The organism is Enterobacter sp. RHBSTW-00175 (assembly GCF_013927005.1).
GTDB lineage: Bacteria > Pseudomonadota > Gammaproteobacteria > Enterobacterales > Enterobacteriaceae > Enterobacter.
In genome coordinates this window covers 3,437,303-3,452,380 of the sequence record NZ_CP055930.1, presented here as the reverse complement: position 1 = coordinate 3,452,380, position 15,078 = coordinate 3,437,303, and the positions used below count along the sequence as shown (strand labels likewise).

The following is a 15,078-nucleotide window of genomic DNA, read 5'->3' as shown; positions in this document are numbered from 1 at the left end:
ATGAAAATTTTACTTCCCACGTCGACGGCGGGCAGCTTACCTAAACCGTCCTGGCTTGCCCAACCAGAAACACTCTGGTCACCGTGGAAATTACAAAATGAAGAGTTAATTCTGGGGAAACAGGATGCCCTGCGTTTGTCTCTGGATGATCAACTGCGTGCAGGCATCGATATTGTCAGCGACGGTGAACAGACGCGTCAGCATTTTGTCACCACGTTTATTGAACACCTCAGCGGCGTTGATTTTGAAAAACGCGAAACAGTCCGAATTCGTAATCGCTACGACGCGAGTGTTCCGACGGTTGTGGGTGCGGTCGCCCGTCAAAAACCCGTTTTTGTCGACGATGCCAAATACTTACGCAAGCTCACCAACCAGCCGATTAAATGGGCGCTGCCCGGCCCGATGACGATGATCGATACGCTCTATGACAACCACTACAAGAGCCGCGAAAAATTAGCCTGGGAATTCGCCAAAATACTCAACCAGGAAGCCAGAGAGCTTGAAGCTGCTGGCGTCGATATTATCCAGTTCGATGAGCCTGCCTTTAACGTTTTCTTTGATGAGGTGAATGACTGGGGCATTGCCGCGTTAGAGCGTGCCGTTGAAGGGCTTAAGTGTGAAACGGCAGTACATATCTGCTACGGATATGGCATCAAAGCCAATACCGACTGGAAAAAAACGCTGGGTTCAGAGTGGCGGCAGTACGAAGAAGCCTTCCCTAAACTGCAAACATCGAATATCGATATCATCTCGCTGGAGTGTCATAACTCCCGCGTGCCAATGGATCTGCTTGAACTGATCCGCGGCAAAAAAGTGATGGTGGGCGCCATCGACGTGGCAACGAATACCGTTGAAACACCAGAAGAGGTGGCCAGTACATTGCGAAAAGCGCTTCAGTTTGTCGATGCCGATAAGCTCTATCCATCCACCAACTGCGGCATGGCGCCGTTATCCCGCCAGGTTGCCCAGGGCAAACTCAATGCTTTAAGCGCTGGCGCAGAGATCGTGCGTAAAGAGCTTCAGTCCTGATCGCACCGTCAACAATTTGTCCCTCTTTAAGCACCTGTCTCTGAGCAGGTGCTTTTGTTTTTACCTGATCTCCCTCTTTCCCGTCAGGATCGTGATCCTATTCTCCTTTTAAGAAATTAGCTGCCTAAACCGTAGACAGTTCGGAAAGGCGGCTTTATCGTTAAATTGAATAATAAATCATTATTGAATAAATATTCAATGTGGAGAAAAGCATGAAGATGACCTTTGTAAAAACCGCCCTGTTCGCTTCTATGATTGCCGCTTCCGGCTCGTTGTTTGCTGCTGAAAACGGTCTTATCGCGATAATTACCCCTTCTCACGACAACCCGTTCTTCAAGGCAGAAGCCGACGGCGCGGCAGCTAAAGCAAAAGAGCTTGGCTATACCGTGCTGGTGGCATCCCATGATGACGACGTGAACAAGCAAAACCAGCTGATTGAAACCGCCATTGCCCGTAAGGCTAAGGCCATCATCCTTGATAATGCCGGGGCAGATGCCACCGTCGGCCCGCTGGAGAAAGCCAAATCCGCAGGCGTACCAGCATTCCTTATCGATCGCGAAATCAATAAAACCGGTGTCGCCGTCGCCCAGATCGTGTCGAACAACTATCAGGGCGCACAACTGGGTGCAGAGAAGTTCGCGAAGCTGCTGAACGGCAAAGGTAAATACGTTGAGCTGCTGGGTCGCCAGTCCGATACCAACGCCCACGTCCGCTCGCAGGGTTACCACGACGTACTGGATGATTACACCGACATGAAAATGGTGGCGCAGCAAACCGCCAACTGGAGCCAGACCGAAGCCTTCACCCGCATGGAAGCCATTTTGCAGACCAACCCCGACATCGTGGGCGTGATTTCCGGTAACGACACCATGGCGCTGGGTGCAGAAGCCGCTCTGAAAGCCGCTGGCAAACATAACGTCATCGTCGTCGGCTTCGACGGCAGCGACTACACCCGCGATTCCATCGTCAAAAACAGCAACATCAAAGCCACCGTGTTGCAGCCTGGCTGGCAACAGGCGCAGATGGCGGTTGAGCAGGCGGATTACTACCTGAAAAACGGCAAAGCGCAGAAAGAAGAGAAACAGCTGATGGATTGCGTGCTGATTGATGACACCAACGCCAGCAAGCTGAGCATGTTCAATCTCAGCAAATAAGCGGAGGCAATATGTCGTTAAAACAATGGGGCGCTGTGCTGATCGGGTGCGCCGCCCTGTTGCTGACGGCCTGCACGGTGGTGGATCTGGATGCGGACGGCAAGCCAATTATGCCTGCCGATCCGAACGCGAAAGCGAGCTTCGACAACCAGACACCCCAGCAGATCGCGCAACAAACCTGGCAGTCACGGGTACTGGATGCCGCGTCACAACACGCGCTGGATGCCAGTGCGCTGAGCACACAGCTGAAAACGCCCTCTTCCACGCCGAAAAGTGTCTTTGTCCGGCTGACCGGCAAAATTGAGCGCGTGGATAACAGCAACGAACGCGAGCAAAAACTGGTGATGATGGTTAACGGTCAGCCGTTTGAGATCCAGAGCGGCCCGGTGATGCGGGGCAATGCCATTCGCGATGCGGCCGGTTTCCGCTTTGAAGAGTTCACCAATCAGGTGCAGTTTGCTCAGCTCTCTCGCGCCTTTAATCGCGAGGCAGTGACGCATCTGCCGAAAGTGGATGAAAGCTGGAACGGCAAAAACGCCAGCGTGACCTTCGCCACCACGATAACTGCAGGCAAAGCTGACGAAGCCGCAGCGCTGGAACTGAAACAGGAGACGCCGTGATGAGCGACATCCCGACTGACGACATTATCCTGCGCACGCGCGGCATTTCGATGCTCTTTCCTGGCACTGTCGCGCTGGATAACGTCGACTACCGCGTCTGGCGCGGCAAAGTGAACGTCATCATTGGCGAAAACGGTGCCGGAAAATCCACGCTAATGAAAATCCTCGCGGGCGTTCAGCAACCAAGCCTCGGCGAGATGTGGCTTAACGGCAAACAGGTTCATTTTGCCAATACCCGCGATGCCGCAGCACAGGGTATCGGCATGGTGCACCAGGAGTTGAACCTGTTTGAAAACCTGAACGTGGCAGAGAACATTTTCCTTGGCCGCGAGCGGCAAAAGGGGCTGATGCCGATTCAGGAAAGCGAACAGGAAGCGCACGCCGCCACGTTGCTGAAACGGCTCGATCAACCGATTTCCCCACGCGAGCTGGTCGGTAACCTGAAAGTCGGGCAGCAGCAGCTTATCGAGATTGCCAAAGCGCTGGCGGAAGATGCCGACATCCTGATCCTGGATGAGCCCACATCGGCGCTCAGCAAAACCGAAGTCGATATTCTGTTCCGCGTGATCCGCGAGCTGACCCACCAGGGCGTCTCCATCATCTATATCTCGCACCGCCTGGAAGAGCTCATGGCGATTGGGGATGTGATTACCATTCTGCGTGACGGCAAATTCCAGGCCGAAGCGCGGGTGGAAGATATCGACGTGCCCTGGATTGTGCGTGAAATGCTGGGCAGCGACCCGGTCAGCAACTTCCTTTCTCCGGGGCGGACGTTTGGCGCACCGGTGCTGGAAGCGGAGCACATCACCTGCGTTAACGCGGCGGGTAACTCAGTGGTGAACGATGTCAGCTTTCAGGTTCACGCGGGGGAAATCGTCGGGATTTATGGCCTGATGGGCGCAGGGCGCACTGAGCTGTTCGAGTGCATGTTAGGCACCCAGCGGAACTACCTCGGCAAACTGTGGCTGGACAGCAAACCCGTGCCGCAGCGGCTCTCGACTGCCGACCGCATCCGCATGGGCATGAGCCTGGTACCGGAAGACCGCAAACGCACCGGGATTTTCCCTGGCTCATCGGTCGCCAGCAACCTGACCATTGCCAGCCTGTGGCGACGGCTACAACGCGGGTTAACCATCTCGCAAAAGGATGAGCAGGCGGTGGTGGCCTCCACCATTGGCAACCTGTCGATCAAAGTCTCATCACCTGAAGTCGAAATTCAGGCACTGAGCGGCGGTAATCAGCAAAAAGTGGTGATTGGCCGCTCGCTGCTGACGGACCCGAAAGTGCTGTTCCTGGATGAACCCACGCGGGGCATCGACGTCGGGGCGAAAGCCGACGTGTTCCGCATGATGGTGGAGCTTTCAAAACGCGGGATTGCGGTGGTCTTTTCCACCTCGGATTTAAAAGAAATTATGGCGGTATCTGACCGCATTCTGGTGATGTCCGGCGGCAAACTCACCGCCGATATCGTTCGCGATCGGGCCGAAGAATCGGCACTGGTAACGGCAAGTGCTCAGGGGTTCTGATATGAAAACTACACAGTCTGTCGCGCTGGCACCGCAAAAAGGGGCTGCGCTTTCCCGGGAAAATATCCTGCTGCTGCTGCTCAAAATGCGCACCTTTATTGCGCTGTTCCTGATTGTCGGCTTCTTTACCATTACCGTGCCAGGCTTCCTCTCGGCGGGCAGCCTGGTGATCATGATTAAACACATCGCGATCAATGCGTTCCTGGCGCTGGGGATCACCTTTGTGATCATTACCGCCGGGATTGACCTGTCGATTGGCGCCACGCTTGGCCTGTGCGGCATGGTCGCTGGCTGGCTTATCACCAAAGGCATTGTACTGCCGATGTTTGGCATTGCCATCTTCCCGAGCGTCTGGGTGATTGTTCCCATCGTGCTACTGATTGGGGCGCTGATTGGGGCGGTGAACGGCTGGATCATCACCCGCTACAACGTGGCACCGTTCATCTGTACCCTGGGCACCATGTACGTGCTGCGCGGTACGGCGATGTTAACCTCCGACGGACAAACCTTCCCTGGCCTTGCCGGTAATCCGCAACTGGGGAATACCGGCTTTGACGAGATAGGCGCGGGCACGCTGCTCGGGATCCCCTGGGCTATCTGGATGATGATCGTGCTGGCCGTGGTGATTGCCTGGATCGCCCGCCGCCTGCCGTTTGGCCGTCATGTGTACGCCATCGGCGATAACGAGCGTGCGGCTGAGCTTTCCGGCGTGAAGGTGAAACAGGTGAAAGTGCTGGTGTATACCCTCTCCGGCCTGTGCGCGGCTATTGCCGGGATTGTGGTATCAGCTCAGCTTCTGGCCAGCCACCCGGCGAACGGCACAGCCTTTGAGATGAACGCCATCGCCGCCGTGGTGCTTGGCGGGACGTCGCTGGCGGGCGGACGCGGGACCATTCTCGGCACCCTGATTGGCGCTTTTGTGATTGGCTTTCTGGCTGATGGGCTGGTGATGATGGGCGTGAGTGAGTTCTGGCAAATGGTGATTAAAGGGATTGTGATAATCGTGGCAGTCATTATCGACCAGATGCAAAACCGGATGCAGCAGAAAGCGGCAGTGGTGGCGCAGAAGGCGGTAATGGAAGGAAAATAGCGATTAAATGTGTAGGCCGGGTAAGGCGCAGCCGCCACCCGGCAACACTTACACCTCAGCTTTCAGCAAGCTCCTTGCCGTCGGGTAATCGGTGATCAACACATCGATATAGTCCCCTTCCAGTGCACCACGGATAGCGTTGCGCTTCTCCGGCCCGCCTGCCAGGGCAATCACCTGCGGGCAGGCGCGGATCTGTGAAAGTTCCATGCCAATTACCGGATCTTCTTCGTGGCTCAGCACCTGCTTGCCCTGCGCATCGTAGTAATGCAGGCAGATATCCCCTACCGCACCGCGCTCAGACAACAACCTGAGCATATCTTCGTTGTAGTAGTTCCCGGAGTTTTTCAGCAGCTGGGACGGCTCCAGCTCGCCGATCCCCACAATCGCCACATCCACTTCGGCAAATTTACTGACCACTGCCGCCACGTCCGGGCTGCCCACCAGCCGGGCGCGCTCTTCAACGGAATGCTCAATACTCTGCGACGGTAACAGCCACGCCGGACAGTCCAGATGCGCCGCCAGCTGTTGCGTCAGGATCGTCGCCTGCACGTTACCGTTTGGCCCGACACCGCCCAAAAGCTGGATAACCCCTGCGGCGCTGATATTCTGCGGATGCATCTCGTCCACCATGCAACGGATGGTGCTACTCCAGGAGGAAATTCCCACCAGATCGTCAGGGCGCAGGCGCGTTTCAACATAGTGCGCTGCCGCACTGCCAATGGCGTGTTTCACCTGTGCGTTAGTCGGGTTGTCCCCCACATCCACCACAATGGCCTGGCGAATGCCGTACTGCTCTTCCAGCGCCTTCTCCAGCGACACAAAAATATTGGTCGGCTGGACGACGGTGATTTTGACCAGCCCCTCTTTCTGGCAGCGCGTTAAGGCACGTGATACAAAAGACTGTGAGAGGTGCAGCAGCGAGGCAATCTCGGACTGTTTTTTATTTTCGCTGTAGTAAAGCGTGGCAATCTTCACCAGCAACCGTTGTTCATCCTGCTTTGACATGGCGTTCCCCCTGATTTCATACCTGTATTTTTATTCATTGATGAATAGATAACAAGGGAACCCGCCTTTCCTGAAGAGATCCGAATGTGATCGTTTTCGCTTTTTTTGCAAAGAGCCCGTTCGGGGCGTAGACAAACCCTGAATCCGGGCATATCTTATCATCATGAATAATAAATCAGCATTGAATATATATTCAATGACGTAAAAAACCCCGTGTCAGACGGGCTCTTTCTTACCCTGCTGGAATAATTATTCATTACAGATTATAAATTCAGGAGGTGTTTTATGAATCCGTTTTCGCTCTCCGTTGCGGAGCTCGAAAAAAAGGCACGCTCGATTCGTCGGCGGATCATCGTGCTGAATGCTGAAAGCCCCGCTGGTGGTCACACCGGTGCAGATCTCTCTCAGGTTGAGCTGCTCACCGCGCTCTATTTCCGCATTCTCCACTGCTCACCGCAGCTGAAGGACAGCGACGAACGCGATATCTATATCCAGTCCAAAGGTCATGCGGTGGGCGGTTACTACTGTGTGCTCGCAGAAGCGGGCTTTATCCCACTGGAGTGGCTTGCCACTTATCAGCACGCAGATTCTCACCTGCCGGGTCATCCGGTGAAACACAAAACCCCGGGCATTGAGCTGAATACTGGCGCACTCGGCCATGGCCTGCCGGTTGCGGTGGGCATCGCCCTGGCCGCGAAACGCAATAACAGCAAGCGCCGGGTCTTTGTGGTGACCGGTGACGGCGAGCTGGCGGAAGGCAGTAACTGGGAAGCGGCGCTGGTTGCCGCCCACTATCAGCTGGATAACCTGGTCATCATTAACGACAAAAACAATCTGCAACTCGCGGGCTCAACCAAAGAGATCCTCAACACCGATCCGCTGGATGAGAAGTGGCGCGCGTTTGGCATGGAAGTGACCGAATGCAGCGGCAATAACATGGCTGATGTGGTGGCGACGCTGGAAGGATTACAGCCAAACGGGAAGCCGCACGTGGTGATAGCCCACACAACGAAAGGCGCCGGGATCTCCTTTATTCAGGGCCGCCCGGAGTGGCACCACCGTGTGCCAAAAGGCGAAGAAGTTGAACTGGCGCTGGAGGAACTGAAAGATGAGTAATAGCGAACATCTCGCCACCGTAATGGTAGATGCCTTTATCGATGCGGTCGACAGAGGGCTGGATCTGGTTCCCGTGGTGGCAGACTCCACCTCTACTGCCAAAATTTCGCCGTTTATCAAGCGTTTCCCTGGCAGGCTGGTGAACGTCGGGATCGCCGAGCAGACCCTTGTCGGCACTGCCGCCGGGCTGGCGATTGGCGGCAAGATTGCGGTCACCTGTAACGCCGCGCCGTTTTTGATCTCCCGCGCCAACGAGCAAATCAAAGTCGATATTTGCTACAACAACACCAACGTCAAACTGTTTGGCCTGAATGCCGGTGCCAGCTACGGCCCTCTCGCCAGTACCCACCACAGCATTGACGATATCGCCATCATGCGCGGTTTTGGCAACATCGAAATTTATGCCCCATCAAGCCCGGCAGAGTGTCGTCAGATTATCGACTACGCCCTGGATCACGTCGGCCCGGTCTATATCCGTCTTGACGGCAAAGCACTGCCGGAACTGCACGATGAAAGCTACCGTTTTGCACCGGGCAACATCGACGTGCTGCGTGCGGGCCATGACGTAGCGCTGGTTGCAATGGGCTCGACCGTACATGAAATAGTGGAAGCGGCCGCACAACTCGCCGCAGAAGGTATTGACGCCAGTGTTATCAGTGTCCCATCTATTCGTCCCTGTGATACCAAAGCGTTGCTGGCGGCCATCAAACCGTGCAAAGCCGTGGTGACGGTAGAAGAGCACAACGTGAACGGTGGCGTAGGCAGCCTGGTGGCGGAAGTGCTGGCCGAAGCCGGGTGCGCTATCCCGCTGCGCCGTTTAGGTATCCCTGACGGGCAATACGCGATTGCGGCCGACCGCGCCTCCACGCGCGCGCGCCACGAAATAGATGCAGCAGGCGTTATCAGACACGCCCGGGAACTGCACGTAAAACAGTCATCCTGAAAAATAAAAACAACATCTTACTGGAGAGAACGCAATGTCCCGAATTCCTCAACAACTCACCATGGGCGTGATTATCGGTAACCGGGGATTTTTCCCAAGCTACCTGGTCGCAGAAGCGCGTGAACAGGCCATCGCGCTGTTTGGCCGTCTTGGCATCAACACCATAATGCTCGACCCGAGCCAGACGGAGCTTGGCGGGGTTGAAACCCGTCAGGACGCAAAAGTCTGTGCCGATCTGTTCCGCACCCATCGCGATGCCATTCACGGCGTGGTGGTTCTGCTGCCTAACTTTGGTGACGAAAAAGCGATTGCCGAAACCCTGCGCCTTTCCGGCCTGAACGTGCCGGTGCTGGTGCAGGCCGAAGAAGATAATCTCGACAAAATGGGCCTCGCCACCCGCCGCGACAGCTTCTGCGGCAAGATCTCACTGTGCAATAACCTGCGCCAGTACGGCATCCCGTTCACCCTGACGACCCAGCACGTCTGCGCGCTCAGCGCTGAAGTCTTCGAGCAGGATCTCCGTCGTTTTGAGCAAGTCTGCCGCGTGGTGAGCAGTATGCGGGGTGTGCGTGTCGGGGCCATTGGTGCGCGTCCGGCGGGCTTTAACACCGTACGCTACAGCGAGAAGTTGCTGGAACGGCTGGGCATTGCCGTGGAAACGCTCGATCTGTCTGAAGTCTTTACCCGCATTAAACTGCTGCGTGATGACGATATCCGCGTCGATGAAAAACGCCGACTGTTGCTCGATAACGCCGATGCCAGCGGCATTCCGGCAGACAAACTGGTCATGATGGCAAAACTGTTTGTGGTGCTGAGCGAATGGATTGTCGCCAACGACATCGACACCACCGCAATCCAGTGCTGGACGTCATTGCAGGAAAACCTCGGAATTAACGTTTGCTCAATTATGAGCGTAATGTCCGGCCAGCTGATGCCGAGCGCCTGCGAAGTGGATGTGATGGGCGCACTCTCCATGTATGCCCTCGCCAGCAGCAACCTGAACCCGGCCTCCATTGCCGACTGGAACAACAACTTTGGCGACGATCGCGACAAGTGCGTGCTGTTCCACTGCGGTAACTTCGCCGCCGCCAGCCTGGAAACCCCGCACATGGGCACGGCCGACATCATCGGCACCACCGTGGGCAAAGAGAACACCTGCGGCGCGGTACATGGCCGCCTGAAAAGTGGCCCGCTGACCTACTTCCGCCTGAGCACTGACGACCTGACCGGTGAAATCAAAGCCTACGTTGGCGAAGGCCGTTCGGTGGACGATCCGCTGGATACTGTCGGGTGCCGCGCGGTTATCCAGGTTCCGCATCTGGAAAATCTGCTGTCGTGGATATGCCGCAACGGATTTGAGCATCACGTTGCCATGAACCACTCCTCCAGCGCAGAGATCCTCAACGAAGCGTTCACCCGCTATCTTGGCGTGTCGACCTATCTCCACCAGTAAGGCCGGAGGCCGCTATGTCGGTGAACAAGGATATTATTATTGCCCTTGATGAGGGCACTACAAATGCGAAAGCCGTGGCCTTTGATGGTAGCGGCACTATCGTGGCCCGCTTCTCGCGCGCACTGGAGATCCAGACCCCGCGCGAGGGATGGGTGGAGCAATCCGCAGAGTTGCTGCTTGCAGCATCGCTGGATGTCATCTCTCGCGCCATCGAAGCCGTTGGCGCAGAACGCGTGTCGGCGTTAGCCATCAGCAACCAGCGCGAAACTGTAGTGGGCTGGTATCGGGCAACAGGGCGGCCCATTGCCCCGGCCCTGAGCTGGCAATGTTCCCGCACCTCTGCGTTTTGCCACACGCTGCGCGAGAATGGTCACGAGCAGCAGATCAAAGCCGTCACCGGCCTGCCGGTGGCACCACTGTTTTCTGCCTCCAAAATGCGCTGGCTGCTGGATAACACTGCTGACGGTTTGGCTCGTGCTGAACAGGGGGAGATTTGTCTTGGCACCATCGACAGCTGGCTGCTGTGGCAGCTCACACAGGGCGAGAGTTTTTACTGCGATCACGCCAACGCGTCGCGCACGCAGCTGATGAACCTGCAAACGGGTGACTGGGATGCGGACATGCTCGCGTTGTTTGGCATCCCGCGCAAAGCCCTGCCTGCCATTAAACCGTCGAGCGGCCTGTTTGGCACGACATCGGGCTGGACATCCATTCCTGACGGCATTCCGGTGCTGGCCATGATTGGCGATTCCCACGCGGCGCTGTTCGCTCATGGACTGGGAGCTGAAGGCTGCGTGAAAGCCACTTACGGAACGGGATCGTCCGTGATGGCTCCGGTGATGTCTGCCGATTGTGACGTGACTTCGCTTGCCACCACGGTCGCCTGGCACGACGGGAACACGCTGGTGTACGGCCTGGAGGGAAATATTCCGCACACCGGAGATGCGGTGGCGTGGATGGCCGACAGTACGGGGCTGAGCGAGCTTCCGCCGCAGGAACTGGCGCAGACGCTGAACGACTTGCCCCGTACGGTTGATTCAACCCTGGGGGTATTTTTCGTTCCGGCGCTGACCGGGCTTGGTGCTCCCTGGTGGGATGAAAACGCGCGCGGGCTGATCCACGGATTAAGTCGCGGTGTGAAACGTGCACACCTGATCCGCGCCGCGCTGGAGTCCATTACCTACCAGATTGCCGATGTGATAACCGCGATGCGCGCCCATCAGGGTTTTACGCTCAGTGCGCTAATGGTGGATGGCGGGCCAACCAAAAATGACTGGCTGATGCAGTACCAGGCCGACCTGCTTGGCTGCCCGGTGATGCGTAGCGACGTGGCAGAGCTTTCCGCCACTGGCGCGGCGCTGCTGGCGCGCAAGGCGTTGATGAATCTGACGACGGCGCAGCTTCGCCAGTATCTGCCGGAACACGTGACATTTGCACCGGATATGGCGCGACATGTGCGGTTGCAGCATCGCTGGCAGGCGTGGCAGCACGCCGTGGCGCTGGCGAGAAAGTAAAAATGAAACGGCAACATTGGTTGCCGTTTTTCATTATCGCCACCTATTCTTTCAGCAATAAATGTACTGAGAGATATCTGGTGAGGAGATATTTTCTTATATATATTCTATTTTATTAATAGTTCCTTTAACGATTAAATACCCTCCGCAATCGTCGTTTAATTTGATAAATAACAGATTCACATCCCCACATTCTCATTACACTTTTCTCCTGAAAAACATCATTCAGGGAAAATAGATGAGCAACCTTATTTATTTAACGCTTGAGGGTGATATTCAGGGACAGATTTCTGCTGGCTGTGGCTCACAGGGCTCCGTTGGTAACCGCTATCAACAGGGACATGAAGATGAGATCTTCGTATTCAGCCTGATGCAGGCGGCAGACGGCGCCAATGGCCGTGTTAACCACCGCGGCCTGCAATTTTGCAAACTCCTGGATAAAAGCTCTCCGTTACTCAGCAATGCCATTAATAATAATGAACGTCTTAATATGTCGTTTGATATTTACCGGACCAATCAATACGGACGACTGGAGAAATATTATCTGATTGAAATTCGCGGTGCGACGATAAACGCCATTTATCTGAACTCAAGGATGAACGATTTAGATTATGAATATATCTCGGTGGATTATGATTATATTCTGAGTCGCCATCTGATTGCCGGCACCGAGTTTGCTTATCTGCTGACGCCGGAGCGTTATAACCAGCTCTTCCCGGTGGTGCAGAAGGCCCTACTTCCTGAAGAACAGCCAGAGCACAGGGTGACGCTGGTGCTGGGGATATTCTTTGACGGTACCGGCAACAACGCGGTGAACACCCGAAATATGCTCGAAGCGCTGACGGCGCAGCACTTTGATATTGATGGGCCTGATGCCGCAAGCATTCTTGCCAGAAATGCGTCAGAGAAGATGGGGATCAGCGGGATTGGGGCGACCAGTTATCTTGGGTATTACACGAACATTCACTGGTTGAATGAGTTGTATGAGCAAAAATTCCCGCCAGACAGTAGCTATATACAAGGCGCTATCTATATTGAGGGGATCGGTACCCGGGCAGGCGAACCTGATAGCCTGGTCGGTATTGGGCTGGGGACGGCAGAAACGGGGATTATAGCCAAAACTGACGATGCGGTGGCGCAATTGGCTGCTGCAATAGATGCCACACTTACTTTACTGAAAGGGAAGTTTGTCGTCGATACGCTGCTGTTTGATATCTTCGGCTTCAGTCGCGGCGCGGCAGCGGCGCGTCATTTTGCCAATCGCGTACAGTCAGAAGAACACGCTATTATCGACTCAATCTCAACCGGAATGAAAGAATATAATTATCGCGGTGCGTCTGCAGGTAAAAACCGATTTCTCGGCATTATGGACACCGTGGCGGCAGTCGGCACAATAGCAAACGGACTCGATCCGCACAGCGCCGACACCGGCAGCGTTAATATCCAGCTTCGCCCCGGCGTGGCGCAGAAGGTGTTTCATCTCACCGCCCAGCATGAGTGTCGCTATAACTTCGCCCTTAACAGCGTTGCCCGCGCCTGGCCAGAACTGGTGCTCCCCGGCGTGCATTCCGATATCGGCGGCGGTTATTTGCCGCAACTGCGGGAAGACCTCTTTCTTACGCGCCCGCTGGTAGAAACCCTGCCGCAAAATCAGCCCGGATCGCAGTCGCATATTTACCAGCAGGCAATCGCGCAACTGCAAGTGCTGGGACGCTCCCCCGCCATCCTGCCCATTATACGGACCAGTAAGATCACCCCCGAAATATGGGAAGACGACCGGGTACCCGACGACCACTACAGCCAACGGCAAAAACGCACATTCGCAGCCCTGACCCTGCGCCACCGGACGGTCTTTTTTGACTGGTCGAAGGTGGCACTGCGGGTCATGTTCGATGCGGCAGTTGAGGCCGGGGCGATACTTGCAGACGTCGACAAGGTCAGTACGCACAGGCTACCGGATGAACTGAAGGCGTTCAGCGACCATGCCCGGCTGATGGGAAAAGCGGCTCGTCAGCATAAAAAAATAGCCGGTTTTACAACAGAGGAGGTGGATATGATTGCCCGAAACTATATCCACTGCGCAGCCCACTGGAACGCGGTGGAGCTCCAGGCGTCCGGTGACTTACGGGGTGGAGCCTCTGCCTCTGAAACCATCGGCTTTGTGAACCGTCCGGACAATAACTGGGTCAGAAAAATCTACAACATGGATGAAAAATAGTGATGAAAAGACCACACGCACTGGCGCTTACTCTGCTACTGACGGTTACTGGATGTAGCCCACATAAATCCCACCCGTTACAGTCAAATCAGGCCGCCAGCGGAGACTGGACGCTGCCATATGGCAATTGGAGCTTTACCTTCATCACCCCCAGAGATTTACCGTCAATGGTCAACCACGCAAGAGTCATCGATACGGATGGTTATCTGTATACGTTCAATACCCTTGACCCTACCGCCAGGGATCCTGCCTCTGTTGATAAATGGCCGGAGAATGCGAATGGTTTTTACGCCAATTTCGACAAAGTCAAAAAACCACCCCAGTATATTGTCTTCTGCTGGGATTCCTATATTGACCAGCAAACCTACGAAACCAGCGCCGTATTCGGGCCCGAAACCTGGCTGCGCATGAAAACGCCTGCAGATCATACCCGTCCTTCTGGCGCTCCAGTCTGGTACGGCAGCATGGTGTTTGGCCTCTCCCCCGGCGGTAAAGTCAACGTTTGGTTATCCGATGTCGCCGGGCGCCCCAGCCTCCGCGTCAAACCCCTGAAGCTGATTACTCGCTCCGGCAAAGACCTGACCCTCTGCAAAGACTATGTCGTACCCGGCGGCAGTTTTAATTTCCTTCCCGAAACACAGGAATTTATCAAAGGCAAAACCTACCCCTACGGAAACTGGGATTAACAGGGATGATACCAATGAAAATAAATAACCTGTTGATACTCACGCTGTTGCTGATTGCTGCGGGATGCAGCACGCAAAAGCGACACCCGTTACAGTCAAATCAGGCCGCCAGCGGAGACTGGACGCTGCCTTACGACGAATGGAATTTCGCCTTCATCACGCCCAGGGAATTACCGTCAATGGTCAACCACGCGAGAGTCATCGACACGGATGGTTATCTGTATACGTTCAATACCCTTGACCCTACTTTCTGGGATATTAACTCTATCAACGAATGGCCTGAATATGCTCACGGGTATGGTGTCCATTTCAACAAAGTCAAAAAACCACCCCAGTATATTGTCTTCTGCTGGGATTCCTATATTGACCAGCAAACCTACGAAACCAGCGCCGTATTCGGGCCCGAAACCTGGCTGCGCATGAAAGTCCCTGCTGATCATATCAGCCCGACGGGAAGAACGGTCTGGTACAACAGAATGGTGTTTGGCCTCTCCCCCGGCGGTAAAGTCAACGTCTGGTTTTCAGATGTCGCCGGACGCCCCAGCCTCCGCGTCAAGCCCCTGAAGCTGATGACCCGCTCCGGCAAAGACCTGACCCTTTGCAAAGACTATGTCGTACCCGGCGGCAGTTTTAATTTTCTTCCCGAAACGCAAGAGTTCATCAAAGGCAATACCTACCCGTACGGGAACTGGGATTAACGCTAAGAGACGGGCCCGCTGAAAAG

13 protein-coding genes are annotated in these 15,078 nt (G+C 55.2%); 12 read left to right on the top strand and 1 reads right to left on the bottom strand.

Going from position 1 to position 15,078, the window contains the following annotated elements:
- The 5 genes from HV107_RS16360 (at position 1) to HV107_RS16340 (ending at position 5,419) form a co-directional block, all read left to right on the top strand.
- Positions 1-1,029, top strand: a complete 1,029-nt coding sequence (locus HV107_RS16360; protein WP_182059960.1) for a methionine synthase — start codon at positions 1-3, stop codon at positions 1,027-1,029.
- Positions 1,030-1,241: 212 nt separating this feature from the next.
- A complete protein-coding gene (locus HV107_RS16355; protein ID WP_182059959.1) occupies positions 1,242-2,183 on the top strand; it encodes a D-ribose ABC transporter substrate-binding protein in 942 nt (313 codons plus the stop codon).
- 11 nt (positions 2,184-2,194) lie between these two features.
- A complete protein-coding gene (locus tag HV107_RS16350; RefSeq protein ID WP_182059958.1) occupies positions 2,195-2,803 on the top strand; it encodes a DUF2291 family protein in 609 nt (202 codons plus the stop codon).
- Positions 2,803-4,329 carry a sugar ABC transporter ATP-binding protein gene (locus tag HV107_RS16345; RefSeq protein ID WP_182059957.1) on the top strand — a complete coding sequence of 509 codons (1,527 nt, stop codon included), beginning with the start codon at positions 2,803-2,805 and terminating at the stop codon, positions 4,327-4,329. Before HV107_RS16350 ends, HV107_RS16345 begins: the two co-directional genes overlap by 1 nt.
- Position 4,330: 1 nt before the next feature.
- Positions 4,331-5,419 (top strand): ABC transporter permease, encoded by a 1,089-nt coding sequence (locus tag HV107_RS16340; protein ID WP_182059956.1) that lies wholly within the window; start codon positions 4,331-4,333, stop codon positions 5,417-5,419.
- 48 nt (positions 5,420-5,467) lie between these two features.
- On the opposite strand, the gene HV107_RS16335 is transcribed toward HV107_RS16340, so the two are convergent.
- Positions 5,468-6,424, bottom strand: a complete 957-nt coding sequence (locus HV107_RS16335) for a sugar-binding transcriptional regulator (protein WP_182059955.1) — start codon at positions 6,422-6,424, stop codon at positions 5,468-5,470.
- 285 nt (positions 6,425-6,709) lie between these two features.
- Here HV107_RS16335 and HV107_RS16330 point away from each other — a divergent pair, with 285 nt between their 5' ends.
- The 7 genes from HV107_RS16330 (at position 6,710) to HV107_RS16300 (ending at position 15,052) form a co-directional block, all read left to right on the top strand.
- Positions 6,710-7,540: a transketolase gene (locus tag HV107_RS16330; RefSeq protein ID WP_014069250.1), complete on the top strand. Its 831-nt coding sequence runs from the start codon at positions 6,710-6,712 to the stop codon at positions 7,538-7,540.
- Positions 7,533-8,483: a transketolase family protein gene (locus tag HV107_RS16325; protein WP_182059954.1), complete on the top strand. Its 951-nt coding sequence runs from the start codon at positions 7,533-7,535 to the stop codon at positions 8,481-8,483. The genes HV107_RS16330 and HV107_RS16325 overlap by 8 nt, the downstream gene beginning before the upstream one ends.
- Positions 8,484-8,517: 34 nt before the next feature.
- The gene (locus tag HV107_RS16320; RefSeq protein WP_182059953.1) at positions 8,518-9,936 is read left to right on the top strand and encodes an L-fucose/L-arabinose isomerase family protein; all 1,419 of its coding nucleotides are present in this window, start codon (positions 8,518-8,520) and stop codon (positions 9,934-9,936) included.
- A gap of 14 nt (positions 9,937-9,950) precedes the next feature.
- A complete protein-coding gene (locus tag HV107_RS16315) occupies positions 9,951-11,450 on the top strand; it encodes an FGGY family carbohydrate kinase (RefSeq protein ID WP_182059952.1) in 1,500 nt (499 codons plus the stop codon).
- Positions 11,451-11,688: 238 nt separating this feature from the next.
- Positions 11,689-13,668 carry a type VI secretion system tube protein TssD gene (gene tssD, locus HV107_RS16310; protein ID WP_182059951.1) on the top strand — a complete coding sequence of 660 codons (1,980 nt, stop codon included), beginning with the start codon at positions 11,689-11,691 and terminating at the stop codon, positions 13,666-13,668.
- A gap of 2 nt (positions 13,669-13,670) precedes the next feature.
- A complete protein-coding gene (locus HV107_RS16305; RefSeq protein WP_182059950.1) occupies positions 13,671-14,354 on the top strand; it encodes a DUF2931 family protein in 684 nt (227 codons plus the stop codon).
- A 14-nt stretch (positions 14,355-14,368) separates the two neighbouring features.
- Positions 14,369-15,052, top strand: coding sequence for a DUF2931 family protein (locus HV107_RS16300; RefSeq protein WP_182059949.1), 684 nt, complete (start codon positions 14,369-14,371; stop codon positions 15,050-15,052).
- Positions 15,053-15,078: the final 26 nt, after the last annotated feature.